Source organism: Anaerocolumna sp. AGMB13025, from assembly GCF_029689925.1.
In the GTDB taxonomy this organism is placed as follows: Bacteria; Bacillota; Clostridia; order Lachnospirales; family Lachnospiraceae; genus Anaerocolumna.
This window is the reverse complement of the sequence record NZ_CP121445.1, coordinates 4,582,863-4,599,792: the sequence shown is the minus strand read 5'-3', so window position 1 is coordinate 4,599,792 and position 16,930 is coordinate 4,582,863. Positions and strand designations below refer to the sequence as shown.

General features: G+C 39.8%; 7 protein-coding genes. 3 read left to right on the top strand and 4 right to left on the bottom strand.

What is annotated here, in order from left to right; all coding sequences use genetic code 11:
• Positions 1 to 17 precede the first annotated feature (17 nt).
• On the top strand, positions 18 to 3,188 hold the full coding sequence (locus QA584_RS19010) for a hypothetical protein (protein WP_278270680.1): 3,171 nt from the start codon (positions 18 to 20) through the stop codon (positions 3,186 to 3,188).
• Positions 3,175 to 6,120 carry a hypothetical protein gene (locus tag QA584_RS19005; protein WP_278270679.1) on the top strand — a complete coding sequence of 982 codons (2,946 nt, stop codon included), beginning with the start codon at positions 3,175 to 3,177 and terminating at the stop codon, positions 6,118 to 6,120. Before QA584_RS19010 ends, QA584_RS19005 begins: the two co-directional genes overlap by 14 nt.
• Before the next feature lie 253 nt (positions 6,121 to 6,373).
• Here the strand turns inward: QA584_RS19005 and QA584_RS19000 are convergent, their stop codons facing one another.
• From QA584_RS19000 to QA584_RS18985, 4 genes are read right to left on the bottom strand one after another with little or no spacing between them, the layout of a single operon-like run.
• A complete protein-coding gene (locus tag QA584_RS19000) occupies positions 6,374 to 7,192 on the bottom strand; it encodes an ABC transporter ATP-binding protein (RefSeq protein ID WP_278270678.1) in 819 nt (272 codons plus the stop codon).
• A complete protein-coding gene (locus QA584_RS18995) occupies positions 7,189 to 8,223 on the bottom strand; it encodes a FecCD family ABC transporter permease (RefSeq protein ID WP_278270677.1) in 1,035 nt (344 codons plus the stop codon). Before QA584_RS18995 ends, QA584_RS19000 begins: the two co-directional genes overlap by 4 nt.
• Positions 8,220 to 9,218, bottom strand: a complete 999-nt coding sequence (locus QA584_RS18990) for a FecCD family ABC transporter permease (protein ID WP_278270676.1) — start codon at positions 9,216 to 9,218, stop codon at positions 8,220 to 8,222. Before QA584_RS18990 ends, QA584_RS18995 begins: the two co-directional genes overlap by 4 nt.
• Complete coding sequence (locus tag QA584_RS18985; protein ID WP_278270675.1) at positions 9,215 to 10,315, bottom strand: iron-siderophore ABC transporter substrate-binding protein; 1,101 nt, start codon at positions 10,313 to 10,315, stop codon at positions 9,215 to 9,217. The genes QA584_RS18990 and QA584_RS18985 overlap by 4 nt, the downstream gene beginning before the upstream one ends.
• A gap of 547 nt (positions 10,316 to 10,862) precedes the next feature.
• On the opposite strand from QA584_RS18985, the gene QA584_RS18980 reads away from it, so the two are divergent.
• Complete coding sequence (locus tag QA584_RS18980) at positions 10,863 to 16,922, top strand: CehA/McbA family metallohydrolase (protein WP_278270674.1); 6,060 nt, start codon at positions 10,863 to 10,865, stop codon at positions 16,920 to 16,922.
• Positions 16,923 to 16,930: the final 8 nt, after the last annotated feature.

Below are 16,930 nucleotides of genomic sequence, written 5' to 3'. Positions count from 1 at the left end.
ATAGGGGGAGCTAAAGAATGCAATATGAAAGGCAAACTGATGAGAATTATCGGTTAGTACCAGATAAGATGGGAATTAAGATTTTAAAGTCTCGTCAGTTGGAAAGCGTATTTCCAACTTACACGAATTTAATGGAGCATTTAGAAAAGCATAGGCGTGATATATTCGACAGAAAATCATGGCGAATTGGAGAAGAACGGTATCAATACAATCTGATGTATGATAGCGTTTTTTCTATATTTGGGAAAAGGGGAACTGGTAAGACATCGGCCCTGTTTACCTTAAAACATATGATTGAGCAGAAGAAGAACGGTGATTATGTTTTTCCCGTAATTATGCCGGAAATGATTCCGGGTAACGATAATATATTAGGTTGGATTATGGCATTGTTAGACGAAGTTGTAAATGATGTAGAAGCTAGGATTGAAAAGAAAAACTGCCAAACAGATTCTGATTTTTTTTCAAATTGTAGGTTCCAAAACGGTAATCCTTTGAGAGAACAGTTAAAACTGTTGAATGAACTGTGTTTTTCACAAAATTATAACCCGTATAAGGACAGTTCTTTTTATGATGCAACTGGGAATTCTGCTAAGCAGGCACTTAACAGTTATAAGCTTGCAAAAAACCTTACAAGCTTCTGGACAAAGTTGATTGAGGCTCTTATGGAAGCTGAACCAAGAGGCTCAGCTATATCTAATACAGTCGGTAAGTGTTCCCCCAATTCTGCTGAGGAGCTTCCGTTACTCTATTTTATGTTTGATGATGTCGATCTATCCCCGAAAAAGGCGGTATATCTCTTGTCTGTTATTACCAAATATCTTGCACATCCTAATATTGTGGTCATTATTACGGCGGATGAAGAAATGTTCTTAACAGTCATAGAAAACTATCTTCGTAATGAGATATGGGGCGATTTAAAAATAGATAACAGAAAGGAACTGGAGGCGACACAAGCTTATCAGCAACAATCCCAGCATGAAAACAAGGATAATCTTCAGCAAATGGCCAAGATGTATCTAAATAAGATATTACCACCAGCCTATAGCTACTATCTAGAATGTTTTAAAAATGTAGAACGAAAGAAAAGTTTTATTTACAATGAATTAAATTTGGAAGAGGAACTAAATCGGATGATTAACCGTTTTTTGAATGTATCATCGGGTAAAAGTAATTTTCTATACTACAATAATAATTTTAATAGTTTTTTTATGGATTTTTTGGGAGATACATCGAGACAGATTTCTAATGGTTACTTTATATTGGAAGAGTTCCTCAATTATTTGACATTATATAAAACCAGGTACCTAGACGTTTTAAGCAAACAAGATGCAAACAAGGATACTGAGGTAAAGTATTTTCAAAACCATATCTATAATCAGGTAAAGCATTTCATTTTTAACATATTGAATGCTAATGATAGCATCGGAATTAAACTGACCGAGATTAATGAAATGGTGGATAACCTGTTTTTACACCATCATAATCAATGGAATATGTATTTAAACTACAGCTATCTGGTTAATAGGGTTGATAGTGATTTTGGGATTTATTCAATTGAAGAAGAGAAAAGGATATTTATCCCACAGACCCTCTCTCTTTTTTCCCTATTATTCTTTACTGAAAATGTATTGCTTGAACTGGATAATATGTGCGACAGAATAATATGTCCGAAAAGAACCAGAATACATGGGACAGAAGAACTGTCCATCTTTTTAAACCGTTATGTGTTTGACGGAGGTACTTTTGTTAAAAGTGATTGGACAGGCGGAGCAAGGTATTTCTTTTATCATTATGAGAAAGTCTTACAGGTTGTGGAAAGTTTTTCATATATGGATCTGGATAGTCAGAAATTTACTTATACTTATCTGCATTATTTTTCTTCTAAACTTGCAGATAACGGTATAATTACTAAGGATGATATATTAAATTGGTATGGGAACAATTGGGAATGGCTGCGGAAAATAGTAGTACTATTATTCCGAGCTTACAGTAACTTATACAGTTTCAATTCTAGAGAGGCTGAGCAGTTATTATTACCCGGCAAGGTGAAACTTCCGTATCTGCTTGCCGTAAAAGATGAGATAGATAGGAGTATTGCTAACTTTATCAAGGATTATAATCTGCAGAATAAACCGGCAGAAATCCTTTCACTTGAACTCAAAAAACAAAAGAGAAGCAAGGCTAAGGAATCCAAGCTGCAATCAGAAAAACAGGAATATTGTATGAATATTGTGACAGTATTAAGGGATGCTGTTTTCAAAGATAATGATTATATCCAATTTTCACAGCTTTCACAGAGTATGGAAGAGATATTCTTTGATGAAAACTCAGGACATAACAAGTCAGACAACAAAAGAGAGAATTTAGAGAAATTCTTCTATGGTGAATATATATTTGATGGGAAAACAAACATTTACAGTGTTATAGAGCTTAGACATATACTATCAGATTTGAAATCCCGCATGATGAATATTGAAAAAAAGTTAATTTATGTAACAATTCTTGATATTGAAAAGTTTCTGAAAAGCTTGTCGGAGTTCAAAGACCTGATAAAGGGTCAAACTAATATAGAAATTAACGGTTTTATTGATGAACTTACAGGCAGAGTGGATAAAGTTACTGTGCCAAAGCAAATAATATTTCATCTTCTTGAGGCCGTCAGAAGTTTACTTCTGGACTTAAAAGGTGAACTGGACCAACCAGATTCAGATAGTAATTACAAAAAGTGGAAAACTGCTTATTATGAAGCCGTGAACTGTGTGGATTATGCTATTACATCTGAAAATATAAAAGATGGTTGTTACTATATAATGCACATAGAGTTGTTTAAACTGATTGTTCCAATATATCTTAGTAGCTATATGGAATATAATAAGACAACAGACAGTATGGCAAATGAAGAGTTGAAATATGTTTCATCAGAATCAGTAAAGGAGATAGAATACATAGATCAGTTTTATTACCAGATGTATAAGGTAGTTATGGAAATACTAAGACCTGGTAGAAGTATTAGAATGGAGTCGGGGGAAATTGGAAATAAGATTAGAATAAACAAGACAGCTTTAGAGGAGAGGGAAAGAAGGGAAAGATTCACCTATTTGCAGGAACTTTTAAGTGATACTATAAATGCTGGTTTAAAAGAGTATTACGATGAAGTTATTCTGGGGGTCAGAGATGAACAAGTATAGGTTGAATCAGATATTAAGTATATTACTTATGCCCTATATCCAGAAAGCGTTTTATAAGGATGATTATCTTGCGAAGGTGGGAGCAACTTATTATCGGCTTTATCAAACAAAAGCAGAGGATTATACAGAAAGGAAGAAATATAAGTCTGAGTACGATGGGGCAAGACAAAAGCTTATTGATTTTCTCTGCAGTGATAATACAAGGCTTATGAAATCTGTTGATGATGTGTTGCTGTTTCTTGAACTGTATTATCCTAAGAATGTAATGCTAAAAAATGTGCAGGACTTTGTGCGTAAGGGTGGCAGCAGGATGGAATATACCGATGCCATCTGTGACTGTTATTTTAATAATTTGTTTCGTATAGCCAATTCCCTGCTTACCTTCCGTGACGGTATCCTTTCCATACGCACTTGGAAGAATGCTGAGGATCCATATCTGGGAGCTGATATTCTTGGAGTGAATCATGCATTTGATAAGGTGGAGATATGGAATACAATGAATCGCATAATGGCAACAGATGTTTTGACAGCGGCTTTTTACATTCTGGCAGAGCTGGATCAAAGGCAGATTGCTAGCCAGACGGGGGAGGTTTCTCTAGCTGATAGTTTGCTGGCTGAGATTCTTAAAAAGGGTTTGGCGGAGATACATCTGCATATGAATGCGGGGTTTCGTTATAACTTCCTTTGGATTTTGGAGATGGATCCGGATGTTTGGCGCGAATGGGAATTTAAAGGTGCTAATCAGGATAGGTTATATAAAGCGATGGTCTTTCGTATTATTGTAGCTCAGTATCTGGAATATCTTGATAGAAGTGGGCAGAAAGGTACGAAAGACAGTTTCTGTCGGTTTGTTTTTGATGTATATTCGTCAGAAGGTATAACTGTGTGGAATTTGCTTCTTGATATGAAGGACGGAAAGGTTACGGAACCGTCTCTCCTTTTGCAGATCCGAGATATATTGGGAAGAAAATGGATTCCAGTCGGACAGTACTCGGGTCGTGGAAGAGATTTTTTACTTGATACGGTTTTTGGCAATTTTCGTCATGGAAGAGCATCCTCTGAAATAATACTTCTTTATAAATTAATGAAACATCTGAGGTGCGGCGGGGATTATCTTTTAATGAAGCTTTTTATACAGTATTTAAGAATCAAAAATGATTATTTTAGTGAGTTAGTACAGGAAAGCGCTGTGCTTGGTCTAGATTATTTTCAGCGTTTCTTCAATCGTTCTAAAAAGGAAATGAAACTAGCAGTAGCAAAAGAGGATATTTTCTATAAAATTATTTTAAAGAGTCTTATGGAAATCGAGAATATTCGAAAAATAGAAATGAGGATTGCGCCGGAGATTCCTGAACATTATATCGATGAATTAAATCCAAAGATTTTTCAAGAAGAGGTTAAGAGAGGAATCAAGGATTATATTAGAAAAATACTTAAGGTTTATAGAGATTATATTTATGAGTTATTGCTAGAAAAAGATATTTGTATAAGAATTTGGGATGAGGAGGAGAGTAGGGGTGATTACTTAAAGGTTTTTGAAGAGCAATATGGAATGGAGACATTAAAACGAAAGCTTTTAAAGGAACCTATTGATATACCGGTAGTAGGTATCGTCTTCCATTTTATTAAAATGCGGCATACGGATAATTCTCTTGGTGATGCATGTTGGCTAAAATATGCCGCGGGAGAAATGCAGAATTCGAATCATATAATCGTATGGCGCAGAAAGTTACGCTATGCAGCCTTTGCTATAGAAGAGCTTCGTTATGAAATTCCTTACCTTAATGAATATATTGTTGGAATTGATGCTGCCTCAAATGAAAATGATACAGAACCTTGGATGTTCTCACCAGTTTTCCTCGAAGCCCGTTCAAAAAAAAATACAAAACCATACGTAAAGTATGATAAAACTGTTCAGCCGCAAAGAATCCAAAACTTGGGGTTTACTTATCATGTAGGGGAGGATTATCGTCATGTGATTTCTGGTTTAAGGCATATAGATGAGGTCATTGACAAATTTAACTATAAACCAGGGGATCGATTAGGTCATGCAATTGCATTGGGTGTTGATTTGGAATATTGGTACGCTGAAAATGAAATTGTAGCAATGCCTTTAATTGAATTTCTTGAGGATATGCTGTGGTTATGGGGTATGCTTGTACATCAGAAGAGGCGGCTTTCTATTAATGTAGATGCTTTAGAAGGTCGTATTCTCGGAATTGCCAGAGATATTTATAGGGATATATCCGGTATCAACGCATTTATTCTGTATGAAGTTTATCAGGATAAATTCCTTAAAGAACCAGAGAATATTTTCAAGGAATTTTATTCAAGAATGAAACTTGAACAAACACGAGAAGTAAAGAAGGGTAAGCAATATTATTTTTGTAAAGAGTATGAAGCAGGATTAGAAGAAAGTGCTTTTCTGTGGACAAAGGAAAAGCTTCTTTGCACCCATTTTTGTCCCATCTATGAAGAGATATATAACCGAGTGGTACTTATTGATAAGAATGAGTTCAGCTTGGATTTATTGAAGAACTTACAGAAAGTGCTCATTGATAAAGTTGAATCCCTGGGTATTTATATAGAAACAAATCCTACCTCTAATACTGCAATAGGCGAGGTGGAAAGTCTATATAAGCACTATATCACAAAATTGAATTCAGTTAATTCTTATCGTGATACAAATCAGAAGCAACAAGTTCTAGTAACGGTTAACTCTGATGACCCTGCGGTTTTTAATACTAATGTAGAGAATGAACTTTCTTATATTTACCATGCACTTGTGCATGCGGGATACGGTAAAGAGGATGTGATACTATGGATTGATAAGATCAGACAATATGGCATGTCGGCAAGCTTTATTAAAAAGATTAAAGATCCTGTCCAACTTATATATGAAGTAAACAATCTTTTGGAATTATTGCGCTAAATCATAGAACTTATTATACATAGTAATAAAAGAAAAAAATAAGTAATTTTAGTTTAAGGCTATGAAGCTAAAATCTACTTATAACATGTGAATTACAAAGATGAAATAGCATTATAAACAGAAAGTGAATCAAAAAATTGATAGCATCAACTTAACATAAAGGTATGTCAATATATACATAATTTTGATTCACTTACTGTTTGATAAATTATGAATATAACAGTTCGATTACATAATTAATTCTAAACTTCTATTAAACAGTTATATCCTCCATATTCACATGGTGCCGTCCCTTTGGCACGATAAAAGGGGAACCGGAGACCGGATCTTTGATAACAGCACAATCCAGCCCGAAGACCTGCTTGATTAACCCTTCTGTTATAACTTCTTCCGGTGTTCCTTCACGAATCAACGTTCCTTTTTGCAGGGCAAATATATAGTCTGCATATCGCGCCGATAAATTGATATCGTGAAGTACCATTACAATAGTAGTACCTCTTCTTTTATTAAGGTCTGTCAATAAATCAAGAATTTCAACCTGATAAGTAATATCCAGGAAAGTAGTAGGTTCATCTAACAGAAGAATCTCAGTCTGCTGGGCAAGTGCCATGGCAATCCACACTCTTTGTCTTTGTCCGCCGGAAAGTTCATCCACGCTGCGGTTTGCAAGCTCGGTAATACCCATTATTTCCAACGCTTCTTCTACCGCTTCATAGTCTTTTTTCTCCCAGCCTTTAAAAAATGTCTGATAAGGAAATCTTCCTCTTCCCACCAGATCCCCCACTGCAATCCCTTCCGGCACTACCGGAGATTGGGGAAGAAGCCCTAAAACTTTAGCCAGTTGTTTAGAAGGAATGTCGCGGATTTTTTTATCCTCCAGAAGAATATCACCGGAGACCGGTTTTATGAGTCTGGCAAGGGTTTTAAGCAAAGTAGATTTTCCGCAGGCATTAGCCCCTATAATAACACTTATTTTATTAGCTGGGATGGTTATAGTAATGTCGTCCAGAATTATTTTATTATCATATCCGGCAACGATATTGCTGGCTTTTAATACCGGTGTTTTTTTCATGATGACCCTCCCTTTCGGTTCATACGGATAAGTAAGTAAAGAAGATAAGGAGCTCCAAGAATTCCGGTGATCACGCCTACCGGATATCTGGAAGGAAAAGCAAATTGTCCGAGGAGATCTGCGCCAAGTACTAAGGAAGCACCTACTAAACCGGAGGGCAGTTCATTGGGAGTACCAATACCGACCAGTCTTGCGGCAATCGGTCCTGAAAGAAATGCTGCAAATGCAACAGGTCCTGTAACTGCAGTGGCAAAAGCGATTAAACATACAGAACTAAGTACGAGTAAAAGCCTTGTCACATCAGTCCGAACCCCCAGTGTCAACGCTGTTTGCTCTCCTAATTCCAGTATCTTAAGATGTTTACCCAGGAGAATAATTATAACTCCAAAGATTATGACCACTGTAAAAAGTATTGGGATATCCTTCATCTGTGCCCCGCCAAGACTGCCGCTTAACCATCTGAGAGCTCCCGGCACGTCATATTGGGAGGCCTTTAATAAGAGATAGGAGGTAAAAGCATTAAGCATAGCCTGAATTCCAATTCCAATCAGAATCAAACGTCCGCCGGAAAAACTGCCGCCTTTGGAGAGTAAATAGATCAGAGCAGCCACGAAAAGTCCTGCAATTACTGCTGCAGCCGATACCAAACCTCCGCTTACTTTCAGTACCAATATACAAAAAACAGCTGCCGCACTCGATCCGGAAGTAACACCTATAATATCAGGACTGGCAAGTGGGTTGCGAAGCATTGTCTGAAACGTACTGCCCGCCATACCAAATGCCAATCCTACTAAAAGACCGGAAAGCATCCGGGGAAGTCGGATGGTGCCAATGGCAAAACTGGCTCCGTTTATTTCTTCCCCTAGCAGAACCCGTATAACGACACTAAGGGGATATCTGGTATTGCCAAGTAAGAGCATAGCAATACTAAGGGAAAGGGTAAGTATGACCAGGAAAAGGGTTACCATTAGATACCGGTAATGTCTGCTGCGGTAACCTGTTTTTAGGATAGTAAGATTATTTTTCATCATAGGGACCGCACCTTCGCTCTCATAGCAATACTAATCAGAATCGGAGCCCCTAAAAAGGCGGTTACAATACCTGCTTCCAGTTCACCTGGTGTACCGATAAGCCTTCCGATAACATCTGATATGGTTAAAATTATTGCGCCTCCAATAGCCGACATGGGAATCATAAGGCGTAAATCAGGACCCCAGAGCAGACGCATGATATGGGGGACCATAAGACCGACAAAACCGATGGGTCCAGCCAGAGCGGTAACTGCACCGCAGAGCAGCACTCCTGCCAGGGCACCGGTAATTCGAATAATTCCTGTATTAACGCCTAAGCCTGTTGCAACATCATCTCCTAAGGCAAGGGCATTTAATGCCGGAGCAGAAAGGATACCAATCAGAAGTCCAATAAGCAGCAGGGGAAGTACCTTTGTGATACCCTCCCAGGTGGCACCGCTTATACTACCCACCTGCCAGAATCTATAGGCATTCATAACCTCGGTTCTGGGCAGTATGATTGCACTGACCAAAGAAGATAATGCAGCACTGGTAGCAGCGCCAGCCAGGGCAAGCTTAATCGGTGTAGCGCCGCCAGACCCCATAGAGCCGATTCCATAGACAAATACGGCAGTTAGGGCAGCCCCGGCTAAAGCAAACCAGATATACTGTCCGGCGGTATTGATATGAAAAAATGCGATTCCGCTTACCACAAAGAGAGAAGCCCCGGTATTTACACCTAATATGCTGGGATCTGCAATGGGGTTCCTGGTGATGGCCTGCATAAGAACACCAGATACTCCAAGGGAAGCCCCGGCAATAATGCCAAATACAGTTCTTGGAATACGCTCCCTTACTACCAGTGCATTGATCGAGTCAGCATTGGCAGTCAGCAGAGCGTTTAATACTTCCTGGATACTGATATAACGTGCCCCAAAAGCCAGTGAGGCTAGAATGCATAACACAAGACTGATTAAACTGATGATCAGTACTGTGATCCGTTTTGTATATTTCATTTTACTTTATCAGCTGCCTCTCCGATTATGCTAAGATATTCATCAATCGTTGCCGGAATGGAAAGTGCGCTTGGAGTACCGGAGGCAGCTAAGGGTGTGCCGTCTTCAATCAGCGCTATGGAACCTCTCTTAACCGCCGGAAGGGTTCCGACCAAGGCATCTGCCTGCAAAGCTTTTAATAAGGAATCATCTCCATAGGCAACAATAATATCCACATCCTGCAATATATCTACATTTTCAGCACTAAGTTCTACGGCAAAGCTTTCAGCGCCGTCAGCAAGTTTTGTGACGCTTTCCGGAACCGTCATTCCTAAATCCGTAAGGTAAGCGGCACGGGGATCGGTGGGAAGATAGACATAGAATTTTCCTAAATCAGAAGGATTAAAGTAGAAAAATGCGGCAGATTTCCCTTTGATTTGTGGATAGGCGCTGGTTTTATCTGTAATCAACTGCTCTAAATCACCAACTAACGCTTCTCCTTCTGCCTTCATTCCCATACCTTCTGAATCATTTAGAATCTGATCACGCCAAAAGGTCTCCCAGGGAGCCGTAGGGTAAGCCACAACCGGAGCAATCTGGCTTAAAAGGTCATATTCTTCTTTTGTGATTCCAGAATAAGCAGCAAGGATCACATCTGGCTTGACATCACTGATGGCTTCATAATTAAGACCGTCGGTATCTTTAAAAAGCACTGGATTTTCCTCACCTAATTCCGTAAACTTCTCTGCGGTCCAGGGGAGCAGCCCACTGTCGTCGGTTACACCGTAGTTGGCAGTTGAAACACCTGCCGGTACAATACCAAGTGCCAGAGGGACATCCTGATTACCCCAGGATATCGTAGCAATTCGTTTTGGTTTACTCTCAATGACAGTTTCACCGAAAGCATGTTTTATGGTAATTGGATACTGGGTGTTTGAATCTGTAGTTGTATCTTCTGCCGTATCTGCATTCGCAGTATCGGAAGCTGTGGTTTCTGCAGGATCAGCTGAAACTGCGGTATCTTTTGTATCAGAGGATTTGGCTGGTGAATTCGAGCAGCCGGTCAGTGATATGACCAGGGCAAGGGCTAGTATTGAACTGAATTTTTGTAATTTCATAAGAATGAGTTCCTTTCTTTCATGTGTAATTCATAGCGGTTGGTATCCTACGAGGTTAGCAAGGACTAACTTAGCACATTTTATCCGGAATCCCTTATAGTGTCAAGTTCATCTGCCCACATTTTGCCTTATTGATAATAAACGTACATTAAGCAAATAACAGACCTTCCCGATTTGGCATGTCGATTTTGATGTTAATACAGAATACTAATTGGAGTATTTATTTGAAAATCTTTGCATATATTTATATAAACTTATCATGAATATAACCTGTCTTTTTAAGATTGTTATGGTGAATAATGGTACAAGCTCTGTTAAACAATACAAGAAAAAACTATATTGTTTTTTGATAGGAATGAGCTATGCAGCAGTATTAATCCGGCTGAGCTTAGTAAAAAATTTACTATATATTTACCAGAGCTTGATGATGGTATTATGAAATATTTGCTAATATAAAAATGTTGGTTATTCTTGTTATTAACAGAAATCAGGTTAATAAATCAGGATTAATGGTAGAGACAGTATAATAAGTTAAGGAGGAAAGTGTATGAAAAGGAATGCAAAACGATGTCTGGCAGTGGTGTTAAGTATTATAATGATATTTACCGTAACCCCTGTAGACAGTTATGCAGCTGAAACTGCCGGTACCTATGTACAAGTAACTACGGCAGAAGAACTTACTACAGGTAAATATGTAATGATAGTAAACAGCGGATATGCAGCAGGTACTTTCGACAGTGCTACTAAATGGATTGGTGCTGCTGCGAAAACACCGACGGATGGAATGGTTGTGAACCCGGACAGTGATTTGGTATGGGATATAACCGTTTTAAGTACCGGAGTTACTTTAACGGATAGCAATGGGACAACCGTTAAACCGGCAGGAGGTAATAATAACGGTATCGCTGCCGGAGATTATACCTGGGCCTATGAATTTAACAATGGAACCTTTTCCTTTAAGGGAATAGATCCGGATACAGTTACCTTAGCAAGTAATAAAGGGTCTGAGAATAAATTCAGGGCGTATAAAAATGCTACTGTTAGCGGCAATGCAGCATATCCATGTAACTTTACTTTGTACAAGCTGGAGGATGATGCACCACAGACACCTTTAAAAACGGAAACACCTAAGGCTAGTATGGACTCCGGCAATGTTGTTTCCGGAAGTGCCATTTCACTTACCTGCAAAACGCCGGGATCCAGTATTCATTATAATACGGTATCACCTGGTGCTATTTCGGTGGATTATGTAGATCCTATCATAATTAATTCAGAAACCACCATATATGCACAGGCAACAGCGCCAGGTTATGATGATAGTGATATTGCTCAGTTCCATTATGTACCGGTAGAAGCACCGGATGAAGATCCTGACTTATTTGATCCGATTCCTTCTATTCCGGAGGGAGCAATATCCGTATTGGAGGCAAGTCAGACCGCTGCCGGACAGACGATTTCCGTAGTGGGACAGATTGTATACCGGTATGGTAACTATGATACTGCAAATACGGCAATTTTACAGGATGTAATTAACGGTCAGATCTATGCTTTTCAGATTTATGATGCCCTGGCTCAGTTTAAGATTGGTGATGTTGTAAAGATAACCGGAACCACCTCTGTTTACGGCGGAGTTCCTCAGCTGCAGACCCTTACGGCAAGAGAACTGATAACGCCGGCAGCAGACACAAAGCTGATGAAAGCACAGGAATTTTCATCTTTCAATGAACTAAAAGGGTTAAAGGAATCCCTGCTTTCTGAATGGGTAGTAATAAAAGGGGTAACCCTTGGCACCTATAACAGCAATGGAAGTACCCAGGTAAAAGACAACAGCGGCGGCAGCATGGATATCTACCGAGCAGCGTCTTACCCGGTAGGGGTTTCGGCTGGAGATAAGGTTGATTTGTATGCATGTTTATCCAAATATAACACAACAGATCAGCTTCGGGTCGGTTCTTCAACCGATTATCTTGTAACAAATGATACAAAAGCACCTGTTATCACCTTGCCGGCATTTGAGAATGCCGAACTTGGGAAGGATTATACTGTTTCAGTAACCATTACGGACAATGTAGCAGTAACAGAGGCTGAATTGACCTATGAGATCAATAAAGTACCGGTAAAAGTGGCTTTAGTAAAGAATGCCTCCGACAGTACCAAGTGGGAAGCAGTAATACCAGGAAGTAAGATTACCGCAGGAGTTGACAAATTCAGTGTTTGTGTGACTGCAAAAGACGCTGCGGGGAACGTAGCAGCCAGTGAAGTAAAGGAAATTACAGTTTTAGATGTCCCTCAGGTTACGAAGGTCACACCGGAACGCGGTGCAAAGACCGGAGAGGAAAAGAAACCGTTAATCAGCGTAACAGCAGATAATCTTGGAACCGCACCAACTGCAAAACTTACCTTAAAGGGAGGAGAAACCGTTGTGTTAAATGGAGTTTCCATGAGCTACTCCAATGGAACCTTTTCCTATAAACCAACGGAGAATCTGGCAGACATGCAGTATACGGCTTCTGTAGTAATCACCCGGTCAGACGGTAAGTCCATTACCTATGAGTGGCGGTTTACGGTGGGTACCCCAAACTATAATTTATATTTCGGACAATTACACAGTCATACTACTTATTCCGATGGTTCCGGCTCGTTAGATGATGCCCTTGCCTATATTAATAAAATCAGTAAAAGCGATAATATTGACTTTACTGCATTTACGGATCACTCCAACTATTTTGATACAAAAACGGAGGTGAATCCAGAAGCCTCTTTATATGATAAAAACTTAATGACCCCGGCCAGCCAGCAGATATGGAAGGACTATAAGAGTAAAATTGCTGATTTTAATGCCTCCGCTCAAAACAGAGGGGTAATTGCACTTGGCGGCTTTGAAATGACCTGGTCCGGTGGTCCCGGACATATTAATACCTTTAATACAGAAGGTATTGTAAGCCGGAATAACACAACCTTGAATAATAAATCAAATGATGCCGGAATGAAAGCCTACTACTCTTTACTAAGCCAGCAAGAAGGTGCGGATACGGTGAGCCAGTTTAATCACCCGGGTACGACATTTGGTACCTTCAGTGATTTTGCCTACTGGGATCCGGCTATTGATTCCAGGATTACTTTGGTGGAAGTAGGTAACGGAGAAGGTGCCATCGGCAGCGGCGGATATTTCCCCTCCTATAATTATTATACTATGGCCCTGGATAAAGGCTGGCATGTAGCACCAACGAATAACCAGGATAACCACAAGGGTAAATGGGGAAATGCAAACGATGCCCGTGATGTTATCATTACCGATAACTTTACAGAACAAGGTATTTATGATGCTTTAAGGGACCGTAAAATATATGCCACAGAGGATAAGAACCTGGAAATTAATTACACGGTTAATGGTGAATTAATGGGTACCATTATAAAAGAGGTTCCAGAAAGCCTAACTATTGATCTTGAATTAAATGATCCGGATGATGAGATCCAAAAAGCAGAGGTAATTGCCAACAGCGGACGTGTGGTATACTCCTGGGAGGTGAATGCCCGGAATAAAGTACTAAACACAACTCTTAAGCCGGATTACAGTTATTACTATATACGGATCAAAGAAAAGGACGGAGATATTGCAGTAACAGCACCAGTTTGGGTAGGAAGTACGAAACTCCTTGGAATCTCCAATGTGGAAAGCAGCACAAGTACACCGGTCACCGGAGAAAAGATGACAGTTAAAACAACTCTTTTTAACAGTGAAACTTCCGATGCCTCGGTTAAGTCCCTGACTTATAAATTAGACGGAATCGTAATTGACCAAAAAACGGAGGCCGGTACGGTTGCAAAGGGTACAAATCTGGCCATCAGCTATGACTTTACACCTTCAAAAGCTAAAGTGCAGACGTTAACCGTTGAAGCAGTACTTGTCATCGGAGGTCTTGAATACAGCTTTACAAAGGATCTTTCTCTGGACGTCAGAGATGCGAACAAGCTGGTATACATAGGAATTGACGGAAGCCACTACAATGAATATGTGGCCGGGAACTATAAGGATAACATGGGCAATTTCAGCCTCCTTGCAGCCGGGAGCAATGTCAGATGCGTTATTTTAAATACCAGTGCCGACTTACTAGCAGCTGCTAAGAACCAAGACGGTAAGTATAAGATGCTTATCTTAACGGCACCAAGCCGTCGAAACGGTACAGCACTTAGGGAACCTTATGCGGTTTATAGCGATGAAGAAATAGCAGCGATTAAAGCCTTTGCAGAAGCCGGCGGAAGTTTAGTAGTCTGCGGCTGGTCGGATTTATATGAAAACTACAAAGCGTTCCCGGATGGGGATCATATGGCAGCGCAGCAGAATAAGCTGTTAAAAGCAGTTGGGTCATCTTTACGTATCAGCGATGACGGAGCTTATGATGATGTGTTAAATGCCGGCGGAAGTGAGGCAAATAAAGCAAGATTATACCTAAATACTTATAATTGGGATAATGCATTAACCCAAAATATTATATATGATAAAGATCACCCTAATGATAACATATACACCCAGCAATTCAGTCAATATGGCGGGGCTACTATTTATGCGGTAGATTCAGAGGAAAATCCGACAACCATATTACCAGCTGATATATCACCGGTTGTTTACGGACACAGCTCAACCTATTCAAAAGACTGCGATAACGATGGTCTTGGCGGTGTAAGTACACCAAAATATGAATATGCAGCAGGCGATAACCGTCTGATGGTACTTGCCAGCGAGACAGTTACACATCCAAACGGAATCAAGTCAACGGTTCTTGCAGATGGTGCAGCGTTTATGAGTAACTTTGAAATTCAAGCTACGGTTTCTGATACCAATGCAGAGTTGAACTACTCAAATTATACAATTTTACAAAATCTTATACGGGAGGTCAATCCGTTACAAATCAATACGATAGCAGAGGTACAAAGTGAACCGGAGGAGGGCGTAAAATATACGGTAGAAGGAATCGTAACCTCCAATGCCTCCGGTTATGATAAGTCAACTGCTTTCTTTGACTGTATTTATCTCCAGGATGGAACAGCTGGTATTAATGCCTTCCCTGTAGCCGGAGATTTTAGAATCGGACAGAAGGTACGTATCACCGGAACAACCTCCTCCTATCAGGGAGAAAGACAGCTTAATGTAAGCAGTATATCCCTGGCAGACAGTAATGTTCAGCCGGTAGTGCCTAAAGACGTAATGGCAAAACAGATCAATGACAGAACTTATCTTGGAAGTCTTGTAAAGCTTTCCGGTAAGATAGTAAAGGTTGAGCTGGCAAACGGAGCGGTTCAGACCATTCTGGTTCAGGATAATGCAGGTAATACAGCAAGAATCTTTATAGACGGCTATATAACAACAAATAAGGAGATACAAAACTTAGCTGTCGGCAACCTGATTACCGCAGTTGGTCTATCCTCTTATGATAATACCTTTGACGGTCTCTTCGCCAGAATCCGTATAAGAGACCGGGCAGATATTGTATGTACCCGCAGTACTACACCCAGTAATCCCCCGTCGGATCCTGAAGTTACACCTACGCCGACACCAACACCAACGCAACCTACACCAACACCAACGCCACCTATACCTACACCTACGCCTTTACCATCAGCACCGGGCAAGGAACCAGTCGTAGTGCCGGGGAAAGCAGAAAGTAAGATTAAAAACGGAAAAGCCAGTGTAACAATCGATATCAGTGTAAAAACCCTGGAGGCTCTGGCAAAAGCCGGTAATGCAGATATCAAGGTATCCTTAGGCAAAACTGCTTTGCAGGAAGTTTTAACCGATAAAAGGGTTACGAAAGGTATTGAAATTGACCTATCAATTCCTATTGTGAAGAATGCAGTTGTAAAGACCATTGTTTTGGATACAGAAGCCTTAGTATTAGCAAAAAAATCCGGTCAGAAATTAACGATTCATGTAACGAATGCAGCCGCGAAGGGCTATACAATTAGTATTCCTGCCTCCGAGCTAAAAAAGGTTACAGGTGATTCGAAAGAGCTTAACATAGCCGTTACCCTGGTAAAAGATACAAAAGCAGCTCCGGGAGCAGCAGGTGTTCTTACCATAGGAAAAGAAGGAATATTATCGGCAGGTATGGCAGTTATAGTACCGGTTAAAAATACGCTATCTTTAAAAACAGGTAAAAAGGTATATGTATATCAAAAGAACGCCAAGTCCGGTGTCTTGGAAGAGATACCGAATAATCCTAAAACCATAACAGCAGATGGCACCTTAAATCTACCTGCCCTAAAGGGAGGAAAGTATGTAATTTGTACGGAGCGGTCAAAGGATGCGGTCAGATTGGTTGATAAGGTTACTGTTTCTGCAAAGACTTCTGTTACAAAGGGTCAAAAATTTAAGATTACTGTAAAATTTCCCTTGGAATTAGCAAAGGTTACTGCCTTTACCAAAGCTGATCCCTTTGGACAAGAGGAAGCAAAAGTAACTTATATTGTAAGTAATAAGGAGATAGCGACCATATCCGGTAATGGAACAATTACTGCCAAGAAGAAAGGAACCGTTAAGATAACAGTTACGGTTACCCTGGAAAATGGCCAGAAGAAGAGTTTTAGCAAAAATATTACGGTTAAATAACTAATATC